Below are 22,364 nucleotides of genomic sequence, written 5' to 3'. Positions count from 1 at the left end.
AATAATATCTGATAGCACGGCATCGCGTAACTGGCTGCACCGCCGGCAGCAAGGCATGCCGGTCGAACAACCGCTCCTTTGGACGGAATTCCAAGCTTCCTTGAAGGGCAATTCAAGCCCGCCACAGGGACTTCCCTGACGCGCGCAGGCACTCTCCGTTCAGACCGACGGCAATGGTTGCAGTCGAGAGAAGCGGAGACAAGCGATGAAGATCGTCGTTATCGGAGGCACCGGCCTCATCGGATCGAAACTTGTGCAGAACCTTCGCGAGCGCGGCCACGATGTGCTCGCAGCCGCCCCCAATACGGGCGTGAACACCATCACCCGCGAGGGCCTCGCGGGGGCGCTGGACGGCGCGGATGTCGTCGTCGACGTGGCGAACGCGCCGGTGTGGGAGGACAAGGCCGTTCTCGATTTCTTCGAGACGTCGGGCCGCAACCTGCTGGCTGCTGAAGCCGCCGCCGGCGTCCGCCACCACGTGGCCCTGTCGATCGTCGGCAGCGAACGTCTTCCCGGCAACGGGTATTTCCGTGCGAAGGTCGCGCAGGAAAACCTCATCAAGGCATCCGGCATTCCCTACACCATCCTGCGTGCCACGCAATTCTTCGAGTTCGTCGGCGGCATTGCCCAGGCGGCGGCCGTCGGCGACGAGATCCGCCTGTCGCCGGCGCTGATCCAGCCGATCGCCTCCGACGACGTGGCGGCGGCGCTCGCCGAGGTCGCGGTCGCACCGCCGGTCAACGGCACGCTCGAGGTCGCCGGTCCCGAGGCGATACCGCTCGATGAACTGGTCAGGCGCTTCCTGCGGTCGACTGAGGACCCGCGCAAGGTCCTGCCCGATGTCCACGCGCGCTACTTCGGCGCCGTGCTTGACGATCAATCGCTGACCCCCGGCAAGAACCCGCGCCTCGGCGCGATCCGCTTCGAGGACTGGCTCGGCCGGCAAGCCGCGGGCTGAGGCTCCCGCGAACAATCGAAAAGGCGACCCGGCACCGGGCCGCGCCACACCAAAGCACTCTCAAAGGAGAACTGAAATGTTCACGCGATTCCTCTCGGCCGTTGCTCTTGCAGCACTCTCGTTCACTGCAGCCTCGGCCGGCGACCGGCCTGCCGGCAAGGTGACCGTCGTATTCGACCACGCCCTTCCGAACGTGCCCGGCAAAAGCATGAGGGGCGTCCTTGTCGAATACGGACCCGGCGGCGGTTCGCCCGCCCACACGCATCCGAAGTCTGCCTTCATCTATGCGACGGTGCTCGAAGGCGCGATCCGCAGCAGCGTCAACGGCTCCCCGGAAAAGGTCTATCAGGTCGGCGAAAACTTCTACGAAGATCCAGGCTCGCAACATGAAGTAAGTGCGAACGCCAGCGACACGGAACCTGCACGGCTGCTGGCGGTGTTCGTTCTGGACACTGACGAAACGGAACTGACCACGCCGGTCGGGGAGTGACGGCTAGACGCTCATCAGCGCGGCAGCCCTGGCGCAGATCCCTGCGGCAGGGCTGCGGCAATCGACGCCCAACAGGAATTGAGAAGATGGAATCGCTGGAGGAGAAGGTCGCCATCATCACCGGCGCAAGGTCCGGGAACGGTGTCGCCGTGGCGCGACCCAACAGGAAAAAGATGATCGGCCTGGCGCTGTGCCTGGGGGCGGTCGTCGTCGTCGTTGCCGGGTGGACCTGGGCCCGCGAGAGCGGTGCGGCGTCGACCGACAACGCCTATGTCCGCGGGGATGTTACCTCGCTTGCCCCAAAGGTCGCAGGCTACGTCACGGCTATCGAAGTCGAGGACAACCAAGCGGTACGGGCGGGCGACGTGCTCTTCCGGATCGACGATCGGGACTACCGCGCAAAGCTTGCGCAAGCGGTGGCCAATGTCGAAGCGGCAGAGGCACGGCTGACCAACGTCGATGCGGAGATGGCGCTTCAGCATGCCCTGATCCGCCAGGCCGAAGCGCAGCGACGTTCGGTCGTGGCCGAGTTGAACCTGGCGGCCAAGGCCTCTGACCGCCGCCGCGAGCTTATCCGCAGCAACACGATCAGCCAGGCCCATGTCGACGAAAGCGACGCGGCGAAATCGAGGGCCGAGGCGAACGTGTTGGCGGCTTCCGCAACGGTGGAGGCGCAGCAGCAGCGCATCGCCGTGCTTGCCGCGCAGCGCGAAGCCGCCGTCGCTGCGGTGGCACAGGCGGAGGCCGCGCGCGACCTCGCCGGGATTGATCTGGAGAGCACCGTGGTGCGCGCCCCCGTCGGCGGCGTCATCGGCAACCGGCAGGTGCGCGTCGGCCGGCTCGTTGCGCCGGGCGCTTCCCTGCTCGATATCGTTCCGCTCGACAATGTATGGATCGTCGCGAATTTCAAGGAAACCCAGCTCGAACATATCCGGCCCGGTCAGCGCGCCAGCATCACCATCGATGGTTACCCGAGGGGAGCGCTTGAAGGCGTGGTGGACAGTTTTTCACCCGGCAGCGGCTCTGCCTTCAGCCTGCTGCCCGCAGACAACGCCACGGGCAACTTCGTCCGCGTCGTCCAGCGCGTTCCGGTGAAGATCCGGTTCGCCGGCAATCCGCTGTCGGGCCGCCTCCTGCCGGGCCTGTCAGCGCGTGTCGAGATCGATCTGGAGAGCGGTTCATGACTATCCCCACCGTCACGCCGGGCCGCGACATATCCATGGCAGGGGGCCTTCTCGTCGCCGGCATAGTGCTTGCGACGCTGACCGAGGCGATCGCCAGCACCGTGCTCTCGCTCGGGCGCGGCGATATCATCGGCGACACATATGCGACGCCCGACGAGTTCGCCTGGTTGGATGTCGGCTACACCGCTTTCAAGCTTATCGGGTTCATGGCCGCCTCCTGGCTGATGAGCCGCTTCGATCCGCGCAGCCTGATCGTCGGCTCGACCCTGACCATGGGCATGGCATGCGGCATTGCCGCCATAACGGCCCGGCTGGACCTCCTCGTCGCTCTTCGAATGATTCAGGGCTTTTGCGGCGGCACCCTGCTCGTCGGCGGCCAGGCGATCATCTTTCTCGCCTTTCCGCGGTCCCGTCAGCCGATCCTCCAGGCCCTGTTCGCGATGGGGTCCGTCGTCGCTCCCGCGACGATTGCCCCGGCGCTTCAGGGCTGGTTGCTCGATAGCCAGTCCTGGACATGGATCTTCTTCAGCATCGTTCCGCTGGCGCTGGTGGCTGCCGGGCTTCTGCTGATCGCGGATGCCCCGATGCCCGCACGAGCCGCGCGGCGGCCGTTTGACTGGATCGGCTTCTCCCTGATTTCCATTGCGCTTTTCTGCTTCACCTACGTCTTCAGCCAGGGCAGCCGGTGGGACTGGTTCGAGGAGCCGCGAATCCTGTGGCTGGCAGTGATCGGTACAGCCACGCTTCTGGCCTTTCTCGGTCAGCAGGTGCTCGCCAAAGGACAGGGCCTGTTCGACTTCACCCTGTTCGAAACGGAGGATTTCTGCTTCGCCTTCATCGTCAGTTTCGTCGCCGGCGCCGCATTGTTCGGGAGCGCGTTCCTGATCCCGTCCTTTGCCGTGTCCGTCCTTGCCTTCACGCCGACAGACGCCGGGCAGCTCCTGCTGCCGAGCGGGGCACTTTTCATCGGCGCGCTCCTCATCGCCGCCTTTCTCATGCAGCTCCGCCGTGTTCCTCCGGTCGCCACCGTGCCCTTCGGCATCCTGATGATCATGGCGGCGATGTGGATGCTGTCCGGGTCGACCAGCGAAAGCGGTGCGGGCGACATGATGGCAGCGATCCTTTTGCGCGGCGCCGGCCTTGGCTTCCTGTTCCTGTCGATCACCCTGATCGCCTTCAGCAATCTCAACAGCCGAAATCTCGCCTCCGGTATCGGTCTCTTCAATACCGGCCGCCAGCTCGGCGGTCTCATAGGGGTCAGCGCACTCCAGACCCTGATCGAGCACAACGTCTCCCACAATCTCGCGGTCCTCGGCGCCAACGTCACCGCAGGAGCTCCCGCCGTCGCCGATCGGCTGACGACCACCGCTGCCCTGCTAACGGCAAAAGGGATGGACGCGGCTGCCGCGAGCCGCGGGGCGGCCAGTCTTCTCGGCCGGGCCGTGGCAGGTCAGTCCACCGTGATCGCCTTCGACACCGCATTCAACGCGATCGGCCTCCTCTTCGTCATCGCCGCCCCCGTGCTGGTCGGCATCAAGATCGGCCTCTCGCGATATGCAAAAGCGCGTGCTGAAAAAGGCCGCGCCGGCGTGGCGGCCAAGCCGTCGGGTGACCACACCCTTCCGATCAAGCGCGTCCCCGCATCATAAACGTCTCGCTTTTCGAGACACCGTCAGTTACCCGTATCGTCGAGATCAGCTCGTTCAGTTCCGACGCAATCATGGCCCACACACCGTTGGTGAAGACGAACGCGTGGGTTCCTTCGAAAGCACCTGTCGAACTGAAGACGGAGAATTGCGATGACGAATGCACAAGAAGAGACTGTCTCTCGCGCTGGAAGCCGGATCGACAGCGAGCGCGTCCGGCAATTCGCTCTGCGCATGACGTCCTGGCCCAGTGAAACCGGCACGCCGGGCGAAGCATCCTTCGCGGATCGCCTCCATGGGCTTCTCGGCGAACTCCCCTATTTTCGGGAGCATCCGCAGGACCTGGGCCTCCTTGCAAGTCACGGCGAACCGCTGACCCGCAATGTCGTTGCGCTCGTTCGCGGCACGGGCAAGCGAACACTGGTCATGGCCGGCCACTTCGACACCGTGTCGACCGACAACTATCACGAGCTCAAGGCGCTGGCATGCGACAGCCTGGCGCTCAAGGATGCACTCATCGAAAGCCTGTCGGCGCGAACCGGCCGATCCGAACAGGAAGAGCGGGCCCTGCAGGACCTGGCGAGTGGCGACTTCCTCCCTGGCCGCGGCCTGCTCGACATGAAGAGCGGACTCGCCGTGGCCATAGCCTGTCTCGAACAATTCGCGGCCGACACGGACCGACAGGGCAATCTCATGCTGGTCGCCACCCCCGACGAGGAACGGGAAAGCCGGGGAATGCGATCGCTCCGGGACGCGTTGCCCGGCTTGGTCAGGGATTTCGACATCGAAATAGCCGGGGGCATCAACCTCGACGTGACCTCGGATCAGGGCGACGGCAGCGAAGGGCGGGCCGTTTACGCCGGCACGATCGGCAAGCTCCTACCCTTTGCCCTGGTGATCGGCTGCAGCTCTCATGCGAGCTACCCCTTCGAAGGGGTGAGCGCACAGGCCATGGCGGCCGGGATCCTGGCACGCCTGGAAGGGAATGCTTCCCTGGCGGATCGCGACGACAACGACATCTCGCCGCCGCCGATCTGCCTCGAGGCGAAGGATCTGCGCGACGGTTACGAAGTGACGACGCCGGAGCGCTTCTGGATAGCTTTCAACTGGCTCTACCATTCGATGACGGCGGACGCACTCTTTGAGCGCTTCCGAGAGGAGGTGCTGACCGGCGCGAACGAGGCCATCGAGACGTTTGCGGCACAGTCGGCGGAATACGGCAAGCTCGTCGGCAGAAGTGCGGGCGGCCTACCAGCCAAGCCGCGCCTTCTGTCGTTCCAGGAATTGCGGGCGGCGGCTGCACGCGTTTTCGGGCACGGCTTCGACGCATTCTATGCCGAGAAGGAAAGGGAATTCGCCCAGAGCGACAACCCGCTCGTCGCTACGCGGCAACTTACTGAGTGGCTCGTCGGTATCGCGCGCCTTTCCGGCCCCGCCATCGTCATCGGCTTCTCGGGATTGCATTATCCGCCCAGCCATCTGCGCCTGGCGGAAGGAAACGACCGCTCCCTTCATCAGGCGATCGAGAAGGCGCGTGCCGGTCTTGGCAACGATCCCGCGCGAAGCCTCATCTGGAAGCCGCATTTTTACGGAATCTCCGACATGAGTTTCCTCGGGCTTGCCGCCAGCGGCAGCCAGGTCGTTTCGGACAACACCCCGATCTCACGTCTGGTCGATCGGCCATCCGAAAACGCGCTGCGTTTTCCGACCGTCAATCTCGGACCTTGGGGACGGGAGTTCCACCAGAAGTTCGAGCGCGTCCATGAACCCTACGCGTTCAGGGTCCTCCCGGAGCTCGTTTCCGAAATCGCCAGGACCTTCCTCGGCGACGACAGACACAGGGACTGAGGCTCGCAGATAGGCAAAAAAGCCGCCTGTCCTCCGAAACCCTTGAAACCGGTCGCGACAGGTGTGCATATTTTGAGCGACAGATGACGTAGGAGAAAAATTATGGCTCTCGCGGCAAAAGCACCGACACCAGCGGCAGGCGGTGGTGAGCTGCAAAAAATCGAGACCTTACTCGGCGGTTCGCGTGTTCTGGCGCATCACCTGACCAATGCGCTCGACGCGCACGAGCTTCTCTTGCGTGGTCTGCCGGCATCGGCACTGGATCACCTTGTCGGGAATCTCGTCTTCATCGGCAAGACCGAGTCGCTCGAAAAGGCAGTAGGTATGAGTTTGCGCACGTGGCAGCGGCGCAAGGAGACACCCAACAAGCCGCTTAGCCAGGAGCAGAGTGGTCGCGCGTGGAAGTTTGCGGAAATACTCGCAAAGGCGACGGATATTTTTGGATCGCAGGCGGAAGCCGAACAATGGCTGGAGCGTCCGGCGGTCGGACTAGACCAACGCCGCCCGATTGATCTTCTCGGGACGCCGCCCGGCGTCGAGCTGGTCGAGGATCATCTCGACCGCCTCGAATACGGCATCTATGCATGACCCTTCTGCCGGTTGCGCTCGGCGGGACCGAGTTGGTGGCTTGGCGGCTCGACCAAGCCGTCCACGCACCGACATGGGATAGCGGAGAAGGCGCCTACCGAGTGGGCGGCCGCTGGAACAGTAAGGGGGTCGTGCGGTCTACTGCTCACTCGACCCTGCGACGGCGATCCTTGAGGTCGCGGTTCATAAGGGTTTTCGGGCGCTGGACATGGTGGCGCATACAATGACGGCCGCAGCCATCGCGGACGCCGGCGATGTCTATGTCGTCGATCCGAAAAGCGTGCCTAATCCCAACTGGGCACGGCCGGGCATTCCCGGCGCGGGACAGCAAGCCTATGGGGATGATCTGCTTCGACGCCATCGGTTCGTCGCAATCCCGAGCGCGGTCTCGCCGCATAGCTGGAACCTGGTCTTTCTCGGGGGCGCCGCGCCGGCCGCCTATGCCCTCAAATTCCAAGAGTCATTTGCGCTGGACACGCGATTGCATCCACCGGGAACATGAACGCCCTCATTGGCCGACCCTGTCGTAATGCTCGAGACGCTCCTGAAAACGGCTCAGAGGCGTGACGAGGCGCTGCGTTCTTACGCCGTTCCCAGAATGAAACCGGCGCAGCGGTTGCCCAGCATCGTGGCGGGAGCATTGGTGTTGCCGGCATTGATGTCGGGGACGGCCGACATGTCGGCCACGCGCAAGCCCTCTATCACCCGCACGCGCATGCGCGCATCGAGCGCCGCCATCGGGTCGCCGTCGGCACCCATGCGGGCCTGGTGGGACGAGGTGATCGAAACCAATCTTACGGCGCAGTTCTGCTGACCCAGGCAGTGGGCCGCGGCATGATCGCCCGCGGGAAGGGCGGGAAGGTGATCTTCACCGCCTCGCTCCTGACCTTCCAGGGAACATCACCGTGCCGGACTACGCGGCCTCGAAGGGCGGGGTCGGCCAGCTCGCCAAGGCTTTCGCCACGAATGGGCAGCCCGGAACATTCAGGTCAATGCCATTGTCCCCGGGCTACATCGCCACCGACAATACCGAGGCCTCGCGCAACGATCCGAGCCGCGCCGAATCCATTCTCGCGCGCATCCCGCGGGCCGCTGGGGCCGGCCCCGAGGACTTTGCCGGCCCGGCGGTCTTTCTGGCCTCGGCGGCATCCGATTACGTCTCGGGCACGATCCTCACCGTGGACGGCGGCTGGATGGGACGCTGATCCCACCTCGACCGCCGGTCAGGAACTGTACCACAGCCCTGTTTTCTCTTATGTTCCGGGTGGGTGGCGAAGCCAAAGCTCCGCCATGCCCGCCGTGCCGAGTGGCACGCCCGTCCAAGGAGCCCGAGACATGATGGATGGCGCCTCAAACCCCGCGCCGCGGACAAGCGGTCTTCCCGCGCTTTTCGATCTGAGCGGCCGGGTCGCCCTGATTACCGGATCGAGCGGCGGGCTCGGCCTCACCATGGCGCACGCTCTTTGCGAGGCGGGGGCGTCAGTTATCCTCAACGGTCGCGACGAGGCGCGCCTTGCCGGTGCGCGTGCGGAACTCGAAGAGCACGGCTTCACCGTTGGAACCTCGGCCTTCGACGTCACCAAGTCGGCCGAGATCGGCCGAGCGGTGGCCGATATTCTCACCGAGCGAGGCCGTATCGACATTCTGGTCAACAATGCGGGAATACAGCACCGCACGCCGCTTCACGAATTCCCGGAAGACGCCTTCAGGCGCGTCATCGAAACCAATTTGACGAGTGCTTTCCTTGTCGGCCAGGCGGTCGTTCAGGGGATGATCGAACGCCGCGAGGGGACGATAATCAATATCTGTTCGGTCCAGAGCGAACTCGCACGTCCCTCGATTGCGCCCTACGCCGCGTCTAAAGGCGGGCTCAAAATGCTGACCAAAGGCATGGCGCTCGACTGGGGCCGATACGGCATCCGCGTCAACGGGCTTGCGCCAGGCTACTTCAAGACGGAACTGAACAGTGCGCTGGTTTCGGACGAGAAGTTCTCGACATGGCTCGAGCAGAGAACGCCGCTTGGCCGCTGGGGCGATACCGGCGAGCTGGCAGGGGCCGCCGTGTTCCTGGCATCGGCCGCATCGAGCTTCGTCACCGGTCACATACTCTATGTCGACGGTGGCATCACCAGCTGCCTTTGAGGCGAACATTTCCTGCAGCTGAATCCAGCGAAGGCTGTTGCGGCGAGAGCTTCCGCTAGTGGTTGATCGCCTGGTTTGTGGTAAAATAGCAACGTCTTGCCAAGAAAGTGCGAATGCAGATTTGGGGAGTCCCGCACGCCTTGACTAGTCGTTCGGACGCTAAGGCGAGCAATTTCAGTCATTAAACATGACACCGCGGGCCAAGAACTTCCGGCGGCAATGGGGCAAGGCGTGGCGGCTGCGGATTTATGGCGGGCCGCACAAGTCCAGCTTCGATCTCCACCGCGCAGGCGGGCTTTGGGTTTGGGCCATGCTGTTCGTGCTGGCCTGGTCTTCGGTCTCTTTCAATCTAAAAGAAGTCTATAATCCGGTGACGAAGGCGCCCCTGCCGACGCAGGCGGCCACTCGCTTCCGGGAACATGTTCCCAGGCTCGCCGAGCCGCGCTACGAGCCGCTGATCGATCGCAAGGAGGCGCTCGCCGTGGCGCGGCGACTTGTCGCCGAGCACGCAAGGCACGCGGATCTGCCGTAGAAAGGGAAGACTGGGCGGGGTACGACCCTCGGCGCGGTTTACACCTACATCGTGACATCGTGACATCGAGTTGTGACGCGGGTGAGTTCCGTGAAGGCGGGAATACGCGTCTCGCTTTCCATGGCGACAGCGGCGCATTTCTCGGAATCTACCTGCCCACCGGGCAAGCGGCCGGCGATACCGTCACGACTTGGCTGACTGCCCTGCACATGGCAGCCGTGTGGGGTCTTCCGTTCAAGGTCTCCATGACCTTGATGGGCGCGCTGGTCGCCATGCTATCCGCCACCGGCGTCATCATCTGGTGGAAGAAACGCAAGGCACGCCGGTGGAGGAAGCTGGCCGTCCGGTCGCCTGCCAGCGAAACGTGCAGGAACTAATCCCGCATCGACACCCATACCGGCGCATGGTCGCTCGACCCTTCAAGCGCACGGATCTCCCGGTCGATGCCGGCGCCGGTCAGGCGGCGCCGGAGCTTGCGGCTCAGGAGAATGTGGTCGAGGCGAAGGCCGGCGTCGCGCTGCCAGCGGTTGCGGCGGTAGTCCCAGAAAGTGAAGAGCTGCTCTTTCGGGTGGATCTTGCGCAGTGCGTCGAGCCAGCCCTGATCGACAAGGCTCCGGAAGGCTGCGCGGCTTTCCGGCTGGACGAGGGCGTTGTCGTCGTAGGAGCGGGTCGGATAGATGTCGCGCGGTTCCGGAACGATGTTGTAGTCGCCGGCGAGCACCACCGGCACACCCGTCTCGAGCAGCGCGGCGGCATGCTGGTTGAAGCGCAGGTGCCAGGCGAGCTTGTAGTCGAATTTCGGCCCGGGCTGCGGATTGCCGTTGGGCGCATAGAGCGACGCAATCAGGATGCCGTTCACCGCAGCTTCGATGTAGCGGCTCTGCGTATCCGAGGAATCGCCGGGCAACCCGGTTCGCGTGAGCACCGGCTCACGATCGCGGGCGAGAATGGCAACGCCGTTCCAGGCGGCCTGGCCCCGCCAGACGGCACCGTAACCCGCCGCCTCGATCGCGGCTCTCGGAAACTGTCCGTCAGTCGCCTTGAGCTCCTGCAGGCAGACCACGTCCGGCTCGGCCGTACCGAGCCAGGTCAAGAGGATGTCGAGCCGCTTGTTCACGCCGTTGATGTTGAAGGTCGCGATCTTCATGAGGAGCTCAAGGCGCGAGGCGATCCGCCCATCGCGCAACCGCCTCGGCCAGCGTCTTCAGGTGATCTGCGGTCGAGAAGCCCGAGACTGTCTTGCGCGGCTTGAGGTCGTGGTCGCCGTCCTCCAGCCAGAGAAGTTCGATCCTGTCGGACAAGGCGTATCGCGAAACCTCGTCGCGGGTGCCGAATTCGTCGCGGGTCCCCTGACAGATCAGTGCAGGCGTCTTGAGATCGGTAAGATGTCGGGTGCGCAACTGGTCCGGTTTTCCGGGGGGATGGAAGGGATAGCCGAGGCAAAGGAGCCCGGCGATCTTGCCCTCGACATGAAGGTCGTCGGCGACCATGCTGGCGACGCGACCGCCCATGGACTTGCCGCCGATCACGAGGGTGCCTTGGGCGCCGAGCTCGGCAATGGCCGCCCGATACTCCGGATTGAGCGTTTCCGCGCGGGGCGGGGGCTTGCGCCCGTCGGCAGTGCGCCGGGCTGCCATATAGCCGAACTCGAAGCGGGCGACGCGAAAACCCACCCCTGCAAGCGCCATGGCGGCCGCCGTCATCGAAGTCGAATCCATCGGCGCGCCGGCTCCATGCGCGAGGAGAATGGTGACGGGCGCATCGCCCGGCCCGTCGAACAGGAATTTTCCGCTCATGTCAGCCAGCCGTTCTGGAGAGGAGATGAAGGTTCACGAACTGCACGCCGCGCTCGGCGGCGCGTGCCCATTCGGAATGCTGATCGAGCGCGAGGTAACGCATCCACCAGCGGCGGGCTTCGGCGAGATTGCCGGCATCGAACTCCAGCTTCGCCAGGTTGAAGATGGCATCGGCGTAATCGCCATCGATTTCGATCGCTCTCCTCAGATGCCGCCTGGCCGTGTCCGTGCGCCCACGTTCGCCCATCAGCCCGGCAAGATTGAACCAGGCTTCGACGAAGCAAGGATCGAGCTTTATGGCGCGGGCATAGTCATGCGCCGCTTCGGCCTCCCGCCCGGCGGCTCTGAGGCAGTTGGCCCGGTTGAACGCTGCAACCTCGTCGGTGCGGTCGATGGCGAGATAGCGCTGGTAGAACGCGGCCGCCTGGTCGTATTCCCCCGCCTCTTCGGCCGCTTCGGCCTGAGCGAAGAGATCTTCGAGCGCCTCCTCGTCGGGAGAGCCGACGTCGAGCAGCAATTGACCGTCGAGCTCGCTCAAGCCCTCGGCGCGTCGCGCATAGATCGTATCCTTGCCTTCGTGGTGCAGCGAGAGCGCGGTGAGGGAGGCGACGTTTCCGGAGCGGTGGACCGAGCGCGCGATCGCGCCCCAGCCGGCGCCGCTGGCCATCAGTCCCGCATATTTTCTGGCGAGGATCAGATCGCGGAAAGAATAGGGCTCGCCGTCATGCTCGAAAGCGTCGAACAACGACAGAAGATCGAGGTGGCGAGGGGAGAGCCCGGACTGGTCGACGAGCGATTGCCGCGTAAGCGCCGATGTTTCCGGGGCGCTCGCCAGTCCGAGCAGGCGGAGGAAGCCGTTTTCGCTGAGCACGCGCCGACGCTGCCCGCTTTCGCTGTCGAAGCGAGCCTCGATCTCTGCTTCGGACGCCTTTGCGAGCAGCCCGCGCCCGAAGACCACGAACTTCGTCTGCCTGTTGACACCGCGCCTGAGGTGCCCGCCCTGGCGCTCGACCTCGCGAGCCGCCAGCCGCCGCGGAAAGGCGGCGAGCGCGCCCACGATACCGAATGTCCGACCGGCAAGCGCCATCAGGCTTTCTTCTTGGCCGCGGGTTTAGCAGTTACGCGTTTCGCCGCCGCGGCTTTGGCAGCGGGCTCCTTTGCTGCGGGCTCCGCCTTGGGCTTGCTCCGAGCGGGCGGCTTGGCCTGGGAAAGGCTCGCCTTCAGGGCATCCATGAGATTGACGACGTTGCCGCGTTCGGGCGCCTGCGCAATGATCGGCTTGTGACCCTTGAGCTTCTCGCGGATCATCTGCATCAGCGCGACCTCGTAGCGGTCCTCGTACTGCTTCGGATCGAAGGTGGTCGTCTTCTGCTCGATGAGCGCTTCGGCAAGCTGCAGCATCTCGGGATCCGGTTTGCCGACCGGAATGTTGCCGAAATAATCCGCCGTGCCGCGCACCTCGTTGGGATTGCGCAAGGTGCAGACGAACATTCCGGTCTCGCGCGGACCGATGGTCACCACCCGTTCGCGGCTGGACAGCACGAGACGGGCGATCGCGAGTTTCCCGCTTCGGCGCAGAGCTTCACGCAGGACGACGAAGGTTTCCTCGGCCATGGCCCCGTCGGGCGCCAGGTAATAAGGGGCGTCCTGATAGATGACGTCAACGGAACCGGCGTCGACGAAAGCCTCGATGTTCATCGTGTGATTGGATTCGATCCGGACGCTTTCCAGATCCGAATCCTCGATGATGATGTATTTCTTGTCTTCGTATTCGTAGCCCTTCACGAGGTCCGAACGCTCGACGAGGCCGAGCTCCGGATCGACGGGCTTCATGTTGATCCGGTTATGGGTGTCCTTGTGAAGCTGATTGAAGGAAATGCGCTCGCTTGCGCTGGTGGCGGGGTAAAGCCTCACCGGACAGCTCACGAGACTCAGTCTGATATAGCCCTTCCAACTTGCCCTGGGTGCCATGGTTTTCTCCCTACGCGGCACTACGATCACATCTGCCAGAGCGGGATGAGGAAAGTGCATGCGGTTTCCGCCTGCATCCCGCGCCTCAACGACTACAGTATAGGCAGATCCCTCGCGGAGTCGTCGATATCGGCCCAGGGATCGCCGGACGTGGCCAGAAGGCCCGGCAGCGAAGAATAGTTCAAATCCGCCGGAGCGTCGATAGTCTCCAGATCCGCCCAGCTGAGCGGGGTGGAGGCTGGCAGATTGGTGCGGGCGCGCAGCGAATAGGGGGCCGCCCAGGTATGGCTGCGGGCGTTGCGATGGAAGTCGATGAAAATGCGCCTTATGCGGTTGTCCTTGCCCATGGTGGTGGTGAAGGTGGCGGGAGCGGTGGCCGCGAGACGGGTCGCGAGCGCGCTCGTCGCCTGATGGAATTTCTTCCAGTCGAGCTTCGGCACGACCGGTACGACGACGTGCACTCCCCTGCCGCCAGATGTCTTTACGAAGGGTACCAGCGCGAGCGCCTCGAGTTCGGCCTTGATGTGGATCGCGGCCTCGACCACCTCGCGCCAGGCGATGCCCTCGCCGGGATCGAGATCGAAGACGACGCGATCCGGCTTGCCGAGCAGCTTGCGCGTCGTCCCCCAATTGTGGAATTCGACGACGCCGAACTGCGCCAGCGCCAGGTATCCTCTCGCGTCCTCGACCGACAGGTAGGTTTTCGCCTCGCCTTCCGAGTTGGTTGCCTGGAACGTCGCGACCGAAGGCGGCATGCCGGTAAAAGGGTGGCGCTGGAAGAAGCAATCCTGCGTCCGGCCGGTCGGGCAGCGTACCAGCGAAACGGGACGGCCGAGAATATGCGGCAGCATGAAGTCGCCGATCATCGCGTAATAGACGGCAAGGTCGAGCTTGGTCGGGCCGGATTTGCCGAAGAGCCGCCGGGTCGGGTTGGTAATCGTTATGCCGGCGAGGTCCGCGTCCGAGATCAGGCGCTTTCTCGACATGGAAACCGGCGTCGACAGCTCGACGTCGCGGAGCCCCTTGAAGACGGCGTGACGCAGGACGTTATCGGTCGTCCGGTTGCCGTAGTGGATATGCGCCCGGAGCAAGGGCCGCACCCAGATGATCTCCCTCGGCGCTCCCTCGAGCTTTGCGGCGCCGGCGCGCAAGGGTTCGAGCCTTGCGAGCAACTCCTTGAGCATCTGCGCGTCGAAGCCGGTTCCAACCTTGCCGCGATATTCCAGCTCGCCGTCGGCCCACTCTCCGAGTGCAAGCGACGCAATGCCCTCGGCCGCCTCCGAAACGGTGTAGCCGACGATCACGAAATCCTCCGCCTTCAAAGCCTTCGTCTTGGTCCAGGTCTTCGACCGGCCGCTTCGGTAGGGTGCCGAGATGCGTTTGGAGACGATCCCTTCCAGGCCCATCTCGGAGGCCCGGTCGTAAAGCGCGCGCCCTTCACCCAGCACATGATCGCTGAACTGGATCGCCGAGCGGCTTGAGACCTGCCCTGCAAGCAATTGCTTCAACAGTGCCTTGCGCTTTTCGAGCGGGACGTCGAAAAGGTTCCAGCCGTTGAGATGCAGGAGGTCGAAGGCGTAGAAGACGAGGCTGTTGCCGGCGCCGGTGGAAAGCGCATCCTGCAGCAGCGCGAAGCGGCTGACCCCCGTCTCGTCCAGCACGACGATCTCGCCGTCGATGATCACATCGCGGCACGGCAGCCGCCGGAAAGCCTCCGGCAGGTCTCCGTAGCGCTTCGTCCAGTCGAGCCCGCCGCGGGTGACGAGGCGCACCTTTCCGTCCGCCACGTGGGCCATGGTGCGATAGCCGTCGAACTTGATCTCGTGCAGCCAGCGCTCGGGCTTTTTCGAGTCCTTTTCGGCTTCCGGGGGGAGAATCGTCTGTGTTGCGAGTTGAGGTTCGATGCGTTCGGGTTGTGCGGCCTTGACCGCACCGGCAAGCGCGCCGGGATTGAGCTTGACCGGCTTTGGCGGGGCCTTCGGCTTCTCCACCAGTTCCTCGATCCGCCGGCCGGATTTGACGCTTTCCGGCCGGGCGGCAAGGATATCGATCGATGTGTCGGCGGCCGAATCGCGCTCCTTGAAAAGGAGCCAGTTGCGCTGGTCCTCCTCTCCCGGGCGACGCTTCAGACGGGCCAGCATCCATCCGCCGTTGAGTTTCTCCCCTGCCAGGCGGAACTTGAAGGCGCCCTTGCGCAGGTCGTCGTCGACATCGCCCATCGGCGCCCAGACGCCCTTGTCCCAGACGATCATCGGACCGCCGCCATATTCGCCTTCGGGGATCACGCCCTCGAAGTCGATATAGTCGAGGGGATGGTCCTCCGTCTCCACCGCCAGCCGCTTGTCGGCCGGATTGAGCGACGGACCTTTCGGCACCGCCCAGCTTTTCAGCACGCCGTCGACCTCAAGCCGCAAATCGTAGTGGTCGGCGGTCGCATGGTGTTTGTGCACGACGAAGCGATTGCCGCCGGCGGTCAGATTTCCGACCGGCTCCGGCGTCTTCGAAAAATCCCGCTTCTTGCGGTAGGCCTCCAGCTTAGGCGTCGCCATGCGCCCAAGCTATGGCGGATCACGGCAGGCTGCAATATCAGGCGAGTCTGCCCGGATTGCCGAGCGTCATATGGCGGTTCACGTCCTTGTAGAGCAGGTAGCGGAATTTGCCCGGTCCGCCGGCATAGCAGGCCTGCGGGCAGAAGGCCCTGAGCCACATATAGTCTCCGGCTTCCACCTCCACCCAGTCGTTGTTGAGTCGGTAAACGGCCTTGCCTTCGAGCACATAGAGTCCGTGTTCCATCACATGGGTTTCCATGAACGGGATGACGCCGCCGGGCTCGAAGGTCACGATCGTGACATGCATGTCGTGGCGCATGTCGGAAGGATCGACGAAGCGGGTGGTGGCCCAGCGCCCATCCGTTTCCGGCATGGGCGAGGGGGGGATGTCGCGTTCGTTGGTAACGATCGGTTCGGGAATGGGAACCCCGTCGACCTTCTCATAAGCCTTGCGGATCCAGTGGAATCGCGTCGGCGCACCGGATTCGTTTCTGAGGCTCCATTCGGTGCCGGGCGGGATGAAGGCATAGCCGCCGGACTGCATCAGATGCGTCTCATCGCCGAGCGTCAGATGGAACTCGCCGTCCACCACGAACAGCACGGCTTCGGCGCGGGGATCCGTCTCCGGCCGGTTGCTGCCGCCGGAAGGGCCGACCTCCATGATATATTGCGAGAAGGTCTCGGCGAAGCCGGAAAGCGGGCGCGACAGTACCCAGAGCCGTGTATTCGTCCAGAAGGGCAGGTAGCTCGTCACGATGTCGCGCATGACGCCCTTTGGAATGATCGCATAGGCCTCGGTGAAGATGGCGCGGTCGGAAAGCAGGTTGGTCTGAGGAGGATGGCCGCCTACCGGAAAATAGTAGTTCTTCTGCATGTGTGTCCCATCGAGATGCGTGGCGGAGACGGTGCCTCCGCCTCTCTGCAACGACTTTACCGGCTTGCTCCGCGATACGTCCAATATATTGTTCAACTCGATCCAGAGTAACAATGTATCGATAGGGCTATGCCATGGAGCTACGTCACCTGCGCTATTTCGTTGCGGTTGCCGATGCCGCAAGTTTTACGGCAGCCGCCAGGGGCCTCAACATCTCCCAGCCGCCGTTGAGCCAGCAGATCAGGGATCTGGAAGCGGAAGTCGGCACGCGGCTGTTCGAGCGTTCCAGCCGCAATGTCGAGCTGACCGAGGCGGGCGCCAACTTTCTCGAACATGCCCGGATGATTCTCGGTCAGGTCGAGCACGCGGTTCAGCAGGCGCGCGCCATCGGTTCCGGGCAGGTAGGAACGCTGAACATAGCGACGACCGGCTCGGTGCTGCTGGGGCCGTTGTCCAACCTGATCGCGCGGTTCCGGGGTGCATGGCCCGGCGTGTTCGTCCGTATCCATGAAATGGACCCCGAGGCGCAGGAGGCGGCCTTGCTTTCCCATCGCACCGACCTCAGTTTCGTGCGCCGGCCTCGAAACAATCCGGACCTCGTTGCGCATGTCGCCTGGCACGAGAAGGTGGGCGTGGCCCTGCCCGAACACCATCGCATGGCGGGTTCAGAGACGATCGAGCTCGGTGATCTGCGAAAGGAAAACTTCGTCTTTCTGAGGCTCGCGGACTCCCGCTTTGCCCGCTACCTGCATGATTGCTGCGTGGCGGCGGGGTTCGTACCTGATATCACGAACGAGGTGGTGGAATCCTATTCCCTCACCAGCCTCGTTGCCGCGGGGCTCGGCGTGGCACTCGTCCCGGAATGCATCAGCACTCTTTCGCGGCCGGGCGTCGTCTACCGGCCGCTCGCCGAGCCGGCGCCGGAAGCCGACGTGTACGTCATCAGCCGGCCGAACCCCGGACCCGTCATCGCTGCCTTTCTGGAGGCAGCGCAAGGCTCGCCGGATAACGGGATCGATGCCGAGGTGGGATAGGTGAAGGTCCGCGAGTCCCCTTCGCCCCGCTTGCGGGGAGAAGGTCGCCGGCAAGCCGGATGAGGGCGCGCCGCGGATACGGACTTCGAAGCACAGCACACAAGAGTAGCTGGATGCGAAGCGCCTTCAGCCTTCTTCCGGCCTGTGCCCGCCGATCGCGCGCGTCAACTCGTCCGCCATGCGGCGCACGGCGGGGCCGAGGACGCCGAGTCTCTCGTCGTCGATGCGGACGGTGGGGCCGGAGATGGAGATGCCGCCGATCGCCTCACCGTACTCGTTGAAGAGCGGGGCGGCGATGCAGCGCATGCCGAGCGTGTGCTCTTCGTCATCGACCGACCAGCCGCGAAAGCGGATCTCCTGAACGTTGCGGATCAGGTCCGGCAGCGTGGCGAGCGTCCGCCCGGTAAAGCACGCGAGCGTTCTGCCGCTCAGGGTCTTGGCGATCTCCGTATCGGACCAGGTCGAAAGAATGGCCTTGCCGATGCCGGAAGCGTGGATCGGCCCCCGCCGCCCGGGACGGAAGAAGGCGCGCATCGGCGCGTGGCTTTCGACCTGGGAGATGAAAACCACGTCGCCGTCTTCCTCTATGCCGATATTCGCCGTCTCGCCGCTTTCGTCCATGAGCCGCTTCAGGAACGGACGGCTGATCGTGCCGAGCTTGCGAAAGCGCAGGAAGGCGTTGCCGATCTCGAACGCCTTGACGCCGACGGTCCACGTGCCGGCCTCCGCGTCGTTCGCCACCATCCCGTGCTGGGCGAGCGACGTCAGCAGCCGGTGCACGGTCGAAGGCGCCATGCCTGACCGCTCCGAAAGTGCGGTCAAGGTCGAGCCGTCGCCTTCGGCGATGATCGCCAGCAGGGACAGGCTCCTGTCCAGCACCTGAACGGAAGCCGGCGCGGCGTTCTCTCCCGCCTTGCGCCCCCTCTTCCCCTTGCCGTTCGCCTCCATGCCAGTCTCCAAATCAGTTGCCGCCTGAGATCATGCTCTACAGCCATTGCATCCGATTTTCTCCTATTTGTTGAAAATCTTTATTTCCATACAATGGGAATGATTTCCATAAATGCGTTGAAATGGACGCGGAATGGATTTACCTTCCATTCAAACAGGAGGAGTTCCCATGGCCAAGATGCGCGCAGTCGATGCAGCGGTTTATGTTCTGGAAAAAGAAGGGATCGATTGCGCCTTCGGCGTACCCGGCGCGGCGATCAATCCATTCTACTCGGCCCTGAGGGCGCGCGGATCGATCCGTCACATACTCGCTCGCCACGTCGAAGGCGCTTCGCACATGGCGGAGGGCTACACCCGCGCCAGGCACGGCAATATCGGTGTCTGCATAGGAACCTCCGGGCCGGCCGGCACGGACATGATCACCGGCCTCTATTCGGCATCCGCGGACTCGATCCCGATCCTCTGCATCACCGGGCAGGCGCCGCGTGCGCGTCTCGACAAGGAGGACTTCCAGGCGGTCGACATTGCGAAGATCGCGGCGCCGGTCACCAAATGGGCGGCCACCGTCATGGAGCCGGCGCTGGTCCCCTTCGTCTTCCAGAAGGCCTTCCACCTGATGCGCTCGGGTCGGCCCGGGCCGGTCCTCATCGACCTGCCGGTCGACGTCCAGCTTGCCGAGATCGAATTCGATCCGGAAACCTATGAGCCCCTTTCCGCCTACAAGCCTGCCGCCACCCGTGCGCAGGCCGAAAAGGCGCTCGCCATGCTCAACGAGGCAGAAAGGCCGCTGATCGTCGCCGGCGGCGGCATCATCAATGCGGACGCCTCCGATCTCCTTACCGAATTCGCCGAGATCACCGGCGTTCCGGTCGTTCCGACGCTGATGGGCTGGGGCGTCATCCCGGACGACCACCCGCTGATGGCGGGCATGTGCGGCCTGCAGACCTCGCATCGTTACGGCAATGCGACGCTGCTCGCCTCCGATTTCGTCTTCGGCATCGGCAATCGCTGGGCAAACCGCCACACCGGCAACATCCCGACCTATACGGAAGGCCGCAAGTTCATCCATGTCGATATCGAGCCGACGCAGATCGGCCGGGTCTTCGCACCCGATTTCGGCATCGTCTCCGACGCGGGTGCCGCGCTCAAGCTCTTCCTCGACGTCGCGACCGAATGGAAGACGGCCGGCAAGCTGCGCGACTGGTCGGCCTGGGCCGAGGAGTGCCGCGAGCGCAAGCGGTCGATGCTGCGCAAGACCCATTTCGATCAGACCCCGCTGAAACCCCAGCGCGTCTACGAGGAGATGAACAAGATTTTCGGCCGCGACACCTGCTACGTCTCGACCATCGGCTTGAGCCAGATTGCCGGCGCGCAATTCCTACACGTCTACAAGCCGCGCAACTGGATCAATTGCGGCCAGGCCGGTCCGCTCGGCTGGACCCTGCCGGCAGCACTCGGCGTGCGGGCCGCCGATCCGAACCGGCAGATCGTTGCTCTTTCCGGCGATTACGATTTCCAGTTCCTGATCGAGGAACTCGCGGTCGGCGCCCAGCACAAGCTGCCTTACCTGCATGTCGTCGTGAACAATTCCTATCTCGGGCTTATCCGTCAGGCCCAACGCGGCTTCAACATGGATTTCGAGGTCAGTCTGGCCTTTGAAAACATCAATGCCGACGGCGACGCGGAGAAGGGTTACGGGGTCGACCACGTGGCGGTTGCCGAGGGGCTCGGCTGCAAGGCGATCCGTGTCAGGAGCCCGAATGAATTCGCCGACGCCTTCGACCGGGCGCAGGCGCTGATGGAAGAGCACCAGGTGCCCGTCGTCATCGAGTTCATCCTGGAGCGCGTCACCAACATCGCCATGGGCGCGGACATCAACGCGGTCGTCGAGTTCGAGGAACTCGCCGAGCGCGGCGAGGATGCCCCGACCGCGATTGCCGCCCTTCTCGATTGAAGAACGTCCTACGCGGTTCCGCCCGCATCCCGCTTACCACAGAGGAGTGATCGCATGCCGAGATTTGCTGCGAACCTGACGATGCTGTTCAACGAGGCGCCGTTTCTCGACCGTTTCGCACTGGCCGCCAGGGCGGGTTTCGAAGGCGTTGAATATCTCTTTCCCTACGACTTCGATAAGACGGCGCTGCGCGGCGAACTCGACCGCCACGGCCTGACGCAAGTGCTGCACAACCTGCCGGCCGGCGACTGGGCCGGCGGCGAACGGGGCATCGCGATCCTGCCGGATCGGATCGACGAATTCCGCAAGGGGGTCGCAACGGCCATCGACTATGCGACTGCGCTCGGCTGCCGCCAGGTCAATTGCCTCGTGGGGATTGCCCCGGACGGTGTACCCGACAGCGTGCTGCGCACGACCCTCGTCGCCAATCTGAAGCTTGCGGCGGCCGAACTCGGCAAGTGCGGCATCCGCCTTCTGATCGAACCGATCAACCGCTTCGATATCCCCGGCTTTTATCTCAACACGGTCGGGCAGGCGTCGTCGATCATCGAGGAGGTCGGGAGCGATAACCTCTTCATCCAGTACGACCTCTACCACCAGCAGCGCACCGAGGGCGAACTCGTCGGCACCTACAGGCGCTACCGCGAAAAGATCGCGCACATACAGCTTGCCGACAATCCCGGACGCAACGAGCCGGGGACCGGCGAGATCAACTACCCCTTCGTCTTCGACGCATTGGAAGCCGGCGGCTACGACGGCTGGATCGGGTGCGAATACAAGCCGCTGACGACAACGGCGGAAGGACTTGGGTGGCTCGGCACCGAGCGCCAGCGCAAACAATCCGCAGACATCATCCAAATCAGGAGCTAAGCACGATGGCATCTATCGGTTTCATTGGACTGGGTATCATGGGCACGCCGATGGCGCGCCACCTTCAGGATGCCGGCCACGAGATCATCACGTCGAAATTCGTCATCCCGCCGCGCCAGGAGCTCGTCGAGAACGGGCTGGAAATCGTCGAAACGCCTAAGGCGCTCGCGGAGACGGTCGACACGATCATCCTCATGCTACCGGATACGCCGGAAGTGAAGGACGTCCTGTTCGGTGAGAATGGCGTCTACTACGGCCTAGGCGAGGGCAAGCTCGTCATCGACATGAGCTCCATCTCGCCGATCGAGACGAAGGAGTTCGCCAAGAAGGTCCGTGAAACCGGTGCCGAATATATCGACGCGCCGGTTTCCGGAGGCGAGGTCGGCGCCAAGAACGCCTCTCTCAGCATCATGGCCGGCGGCAAGCCGAGCTCCTTCGAACGCGCCCTGCCGCTCTTCAAGCTGATGGGAAAGAACATCACGCTCGTCGGCGATTGCGGCGACGGCCAGGTCACCAAGGTCGCAAACCAGATCATCGTGGCGCTGACCATCGAGGCAGTCTCCGAGGCGCTGGTCTTCGCGTCCAAGGCAGGAGCCGATCCGGCCCGCGTCCGTGAGGCACTGATGGGCGGCTTTGCATCGTCGCGCATCCTCGAAGTCCATGGCGATCGGATGATCAAGCGTACCTTCGAGCCGGGCTTCCGCATCTCGCTGCACCAGAAAGACCTGAATCTCGCGCTGCAGGGAGCGAAAAGCCTCGGCATCTCGCTGCCGAACACGGCGGCCACCCAGGAACTCTTCAACAATTGCGCCGCCAATGGCGACAGCGGGCTCGACCATTCCGGGCTCGTGCGGGCGCTCGAGCGGATGGCGAACCACGAGGTCGCATAAGTCGCGATCGAGGACGCGCATGATCGGCCGGCGGCCTCATCCGCCGTGGAGATCATGCATCCGGGCGGCGGAAGGAGGAGCCGCCGCCCG

At 63.9% G+C, this 22,364-nt stretch carries 22 protein-coding genes and 1 pseudogene; 15 read left to right on the top strand and 8 right to left on the bottom strand.

Annotated features, from left to right (window positions below; translation table 11 throughout):
• Positions 1-205 precede the first annotated feature (205 nt).
• The 7 genes and pseudogenes from M1D43_RS23950 (at position 206) to M1D43_RS23920 (ending at position 7,216) form a co-directional block, all read left to right on the top strand.
• Entirely contained in the window at positions 206-958 is a 753-nt protein-coding gene (locus tag M1D43_RS23950; RefSeq protein ID WP_013850353.1) for an SDR family oxidoreductase, read from the top strand.
• A 76-nt stretch (positions 959-1,034) separates the two neighbouring features.
• Complete coding sequence (locus tag M1D43_RS23945; protein ID WP_003530515.1) at positions 1,035-1,448, top strand: cupin domain-containing protein; 414 nt, start codon at positions 1,035-1,037, stop codon at positions 1,446-1,448.
• An 86-nt stretch (positions 1,449-1,534) separates the two neighbouring features.
• Positions 1,535-2,632, top strand: a complete 1,098-nt coding sequence (locus M1D43_RS23940) for an HlyD family secretion protein (protein ID WP_013850354.1) — start codon at positions 1,535-1,537, stop codon at positions 2,630-2,632.
• Positions 2,629-4,281, top strand: coding sequence for a DHA2 family efflux MFS transporter permease subunit (locus M1D43_RS23935; RefSeq protein WP_014527772.1), 1,653 nt, complete (start codon positions 2,629-2,631; stop codon positions 4,279-4,281). The genes M1D43_RS23940 and M1D43_RS23935 overlap by 4 nt, the downstream gene beginning before the upstream one ends.
• Before the next feature lie 150 nt (positions 4,282-4,431).
• Entirely contained in the window at positions 4,432-6,126 is a 1,695-nt protein-coding gene (locus M1D43_RS23930) for a M20 family metallopeptidase (protein ID WP_010976219.1), read from the top strand.
• A gap of 102 nt (positions 6,127-6,228) precedes the next feature.
• Positions 6,229-6,714 (top strand): DUF2384 domain-containing protein, encoded by a 486-nt coding sequence (locus M1D43_RS23925; protein WP_014527774.1) that lies wholly within the window; start codon positions 6,229-6,231, stop codon positions 6,712-6,714.
• A pseudogene (locus tag M1D43_RS23920) lies at positions 6,711-7,216 on the top strand (RES family NAD+ phosphorylase). Before M1D43_RS23925 ends, M1D43_RS23920 begins: the two are co-directional and overlap by 4 nt.
• Positions 7,217-7,296: 80 nt before the next feature.
• Here the strand turns inward: M1D43_RS23920 and M1D43_RS23915 are convergent.
• A complete protein-coding gene (locus M1D43_RS23915) occupies positions 7,297-7,506 on the bottom strand; it encodes a GMC oxidoreductase (protein WP_017263920.1) in 210 nt (69 codons plus the stop codon).
• 113 nt (positions 7,507-7,619) lie between these two features.
• Between M1D43_RS23915 and M1D43_RS23910 the strand changes: the two genes are divergently transcribed.
• From M1D43_RS23910 to M1D43_RS23895, 4 genes are all read left to right on the top strand, one after another.
• Positions 7,620-7,919 carry an SDR family oxidoreductase gene (locus tag M1D43_RS23910; RefSeq protein ID WP_015242789.1) on the top strand — a complete coding sequence of 100 codons (300 nt, stop codon included), beginning with the start codon at positions 7,620-7,622 and terminating at the stop codon, positions 7,917-7,919.
• Positions 7,920-8,049: 130 nt separating this feature from the next.
• A complete protein-coding gene (locus M1D43_RS23905; RefSeq protein ID WP_014527775.1) occupies positions 8,050-8,856 on the top strand; it encodes a glucose 1-dehydrogenase in 807 nt (268 codons plus the stop codon).
• 187 nt (positions 8,857-9,043) lie between these two features.
• On the top strand, positions 9,044-9,388 hold the full coding sequence (locus M1D43_RS23900; RefSeq protein WP_015242790.1) for a PepSY-associated TM helix domain-containing protein: 345 nt from the start codon (positions 9,044-9,046) through the stop codon (positions 9,386-9,388).
• Between the two features lie 59 nt (positions 9,389-9,447).
• The gene (locus M1D43_RS23895; RefSeq protein ID WP_017267686.1) at positions 9,448-9,765 is read left to right on the top strand and encodes a PepSY domain-containing protein; all 318 of its coding nucleotides are present in this window, start codon (positions 9,448-9,450) and stop codon (positions 9,763-9,765) included.
• Here the strand turns inward: M1D43_RS23895 and xth are convergent.
• The 6 genes from xth to M1D43_RS23865 form a co-directional block, all read right to left on the bottom strand.
• Positions 9,762-10,535: an exodeoxyribonuclease III gene (gene xth, locus M1D43_RS23890; RefSeq protein WP_014527776.1), complete on the bottom strand. Its 774-nt coding sequence runs from the start codon at positions 10,533-10,535 to the stop codon at positions 9,762-9,764. The genes M1D43_RS23895 and xth overlap by 4 nt on opposite strands.
• A gap of 7 nt (positions 10,536-10,542) precedes the next feature.
• Positions 10,543-11,184, bottom strand: coding sequence for an alpha/beta hydrolase family protein (locus M1D43_RS23885; protein ID WP_014527777.1), 642 nt, complete (start codon positions 11,182-11,184; stop codon positions 10,543-10,545).
• Between the two features lies 1 nt (position 11,185).
• On the bottom strand, positions 11,186-12,271 hold the full coding sequence (locus tag M1D43_RS23880) for a tetratricopeptide repeat protein (protein ID WP_014527778.1): 1,086 nt from the start codon (positions 12,269-12,271) through the stop codon (positions 11,186-11,188).
• Positions 12,271-13,155 (bottom strand): non-homologous end joining protein Ku, encoded by an 885-nt coding sequence (gene ku, locus M1D43_RS23875; RefSeq protein ID WP_003526412.1) that lies wholly within the window; start codon positions 13,153-13,155, stop codon positions 12,271-12,273. Before ku ends, M1D43_RS23880 begins: the two co-directional genes overlap by 1 nt.
• 92 nt (positions 13,156-13,247) lie before the next feature.
• Positions 13,248-15,704 (bottom strand): DNA ligase D, encoded by a 2,457-nt coding sequence (gene ligD, locus M1D43_RS23870; RefSeq protein WP_014527779.1) that lies wholly within the window; start codon positions 15,702-15,704, stop codon positions 13,248-13,250.
• A 37-nt stretch (positions 15,705-15,741) separates the two neighbouring features.
• Entirely contained in the window at positions 15,742-16,578 is an 837-nt protein-coding gene (locus M1D43_RS23865; RefSeq protein ID WP_127603866.1) for a bifunctional allantoicase/(S)-ureidoglycine aminohydrolase, read from the bottom strand.
• 134 nt (positions 16,579-16,712) lie between these two features.
• Here M1D43_RS23865 and M1D43_RS23860 point away from each other — a divergent pair, with 134 nt between their 5' ends.
• On the top strand, positions 16,713-17,612 hold the full coding sequence (locus tag M1D43_RS23860; protein WP_010976207.1) for a LysR family transcriptional regulator: 900 nt from the start codon (positions 16,713-16,715) through the stop codon (positions 17,610-17,612).
• A gap of 126 nt (positions 17,613-17,738) precedes the next feature.
• Here the strand turns inward: M1D43_RS23860 and M1D43_RS23855 are convergent, their stop codons facing one another.
• Positions 17,739-18,560 (bottom strand): IclR family transcriptional regulator, encoded by an 822-nt coding sequence (locus M1D43_RS23855; protein ID WP_013850362.1) that lies wholly within the window; start codon positions 18,558-18,560, stop codon positions 17,739-17,741.
• Between the two features lie 169 nt (positions 18,561-18,729).
• Here M1D43_RS23855 and gcl point away from each other — a divergent pair, with 169 nt between their 5' ends.
• Genes gcl through M1D43_RS23840 form a run of 3 tightly spaced genes read left to right on the top strand, consistent with a single transcriptional unit; the run spans position 18,730 to position 22,274 of the window.
• The gene (gene gcl, locus M1D43_RS23850; protein WP_014527781.1) at positions 18,730-20,514 is read left to right on the top strand and encodes a glyoxylate carboligase; all 1,785 of its coding nucleotides are present in this window, start codon (positions 18,730-18,732) and stop codon (positions 20,512-20,514) included.
• A 54-nt stretch (positions 20,515-20,568) separates the two neighbouring features.
• A complete protein-coding gene (gene hyi, locus M1D43_RS23845; protein ID WP_014527782.1) occupies positions 20,569-21,384 on the top strand; it encodes a hydroxypyruvate isomerase in 816 nt (271 codons plus the stop codon).
• 5 nt (positions 21,385-21,389) lie between these two features.
• Positions 21,390-22,274: a 2-hydroxy-3-oxopropionate reductase gene (locus tag M1D43_RS23840; RefSeq protein ID WP_010976203.1), complete on the top strand. Its 885-nt coding sequence runs from the start codon at positions 21,390-21,392 to the stop codon at positions 22,272-22,274.
• Positions 22,275-22,364: the final 90 nt, after the last annotated feature.

It is taken from the genome of Ensifer sp. R1-3 (genome assembly GCF_056739175.1).
The sequence above is the reverse complement of the archived record's forward strand: the minus strand, read 5'-3'. Positions and strand labels throughout refer to the sequence as shown.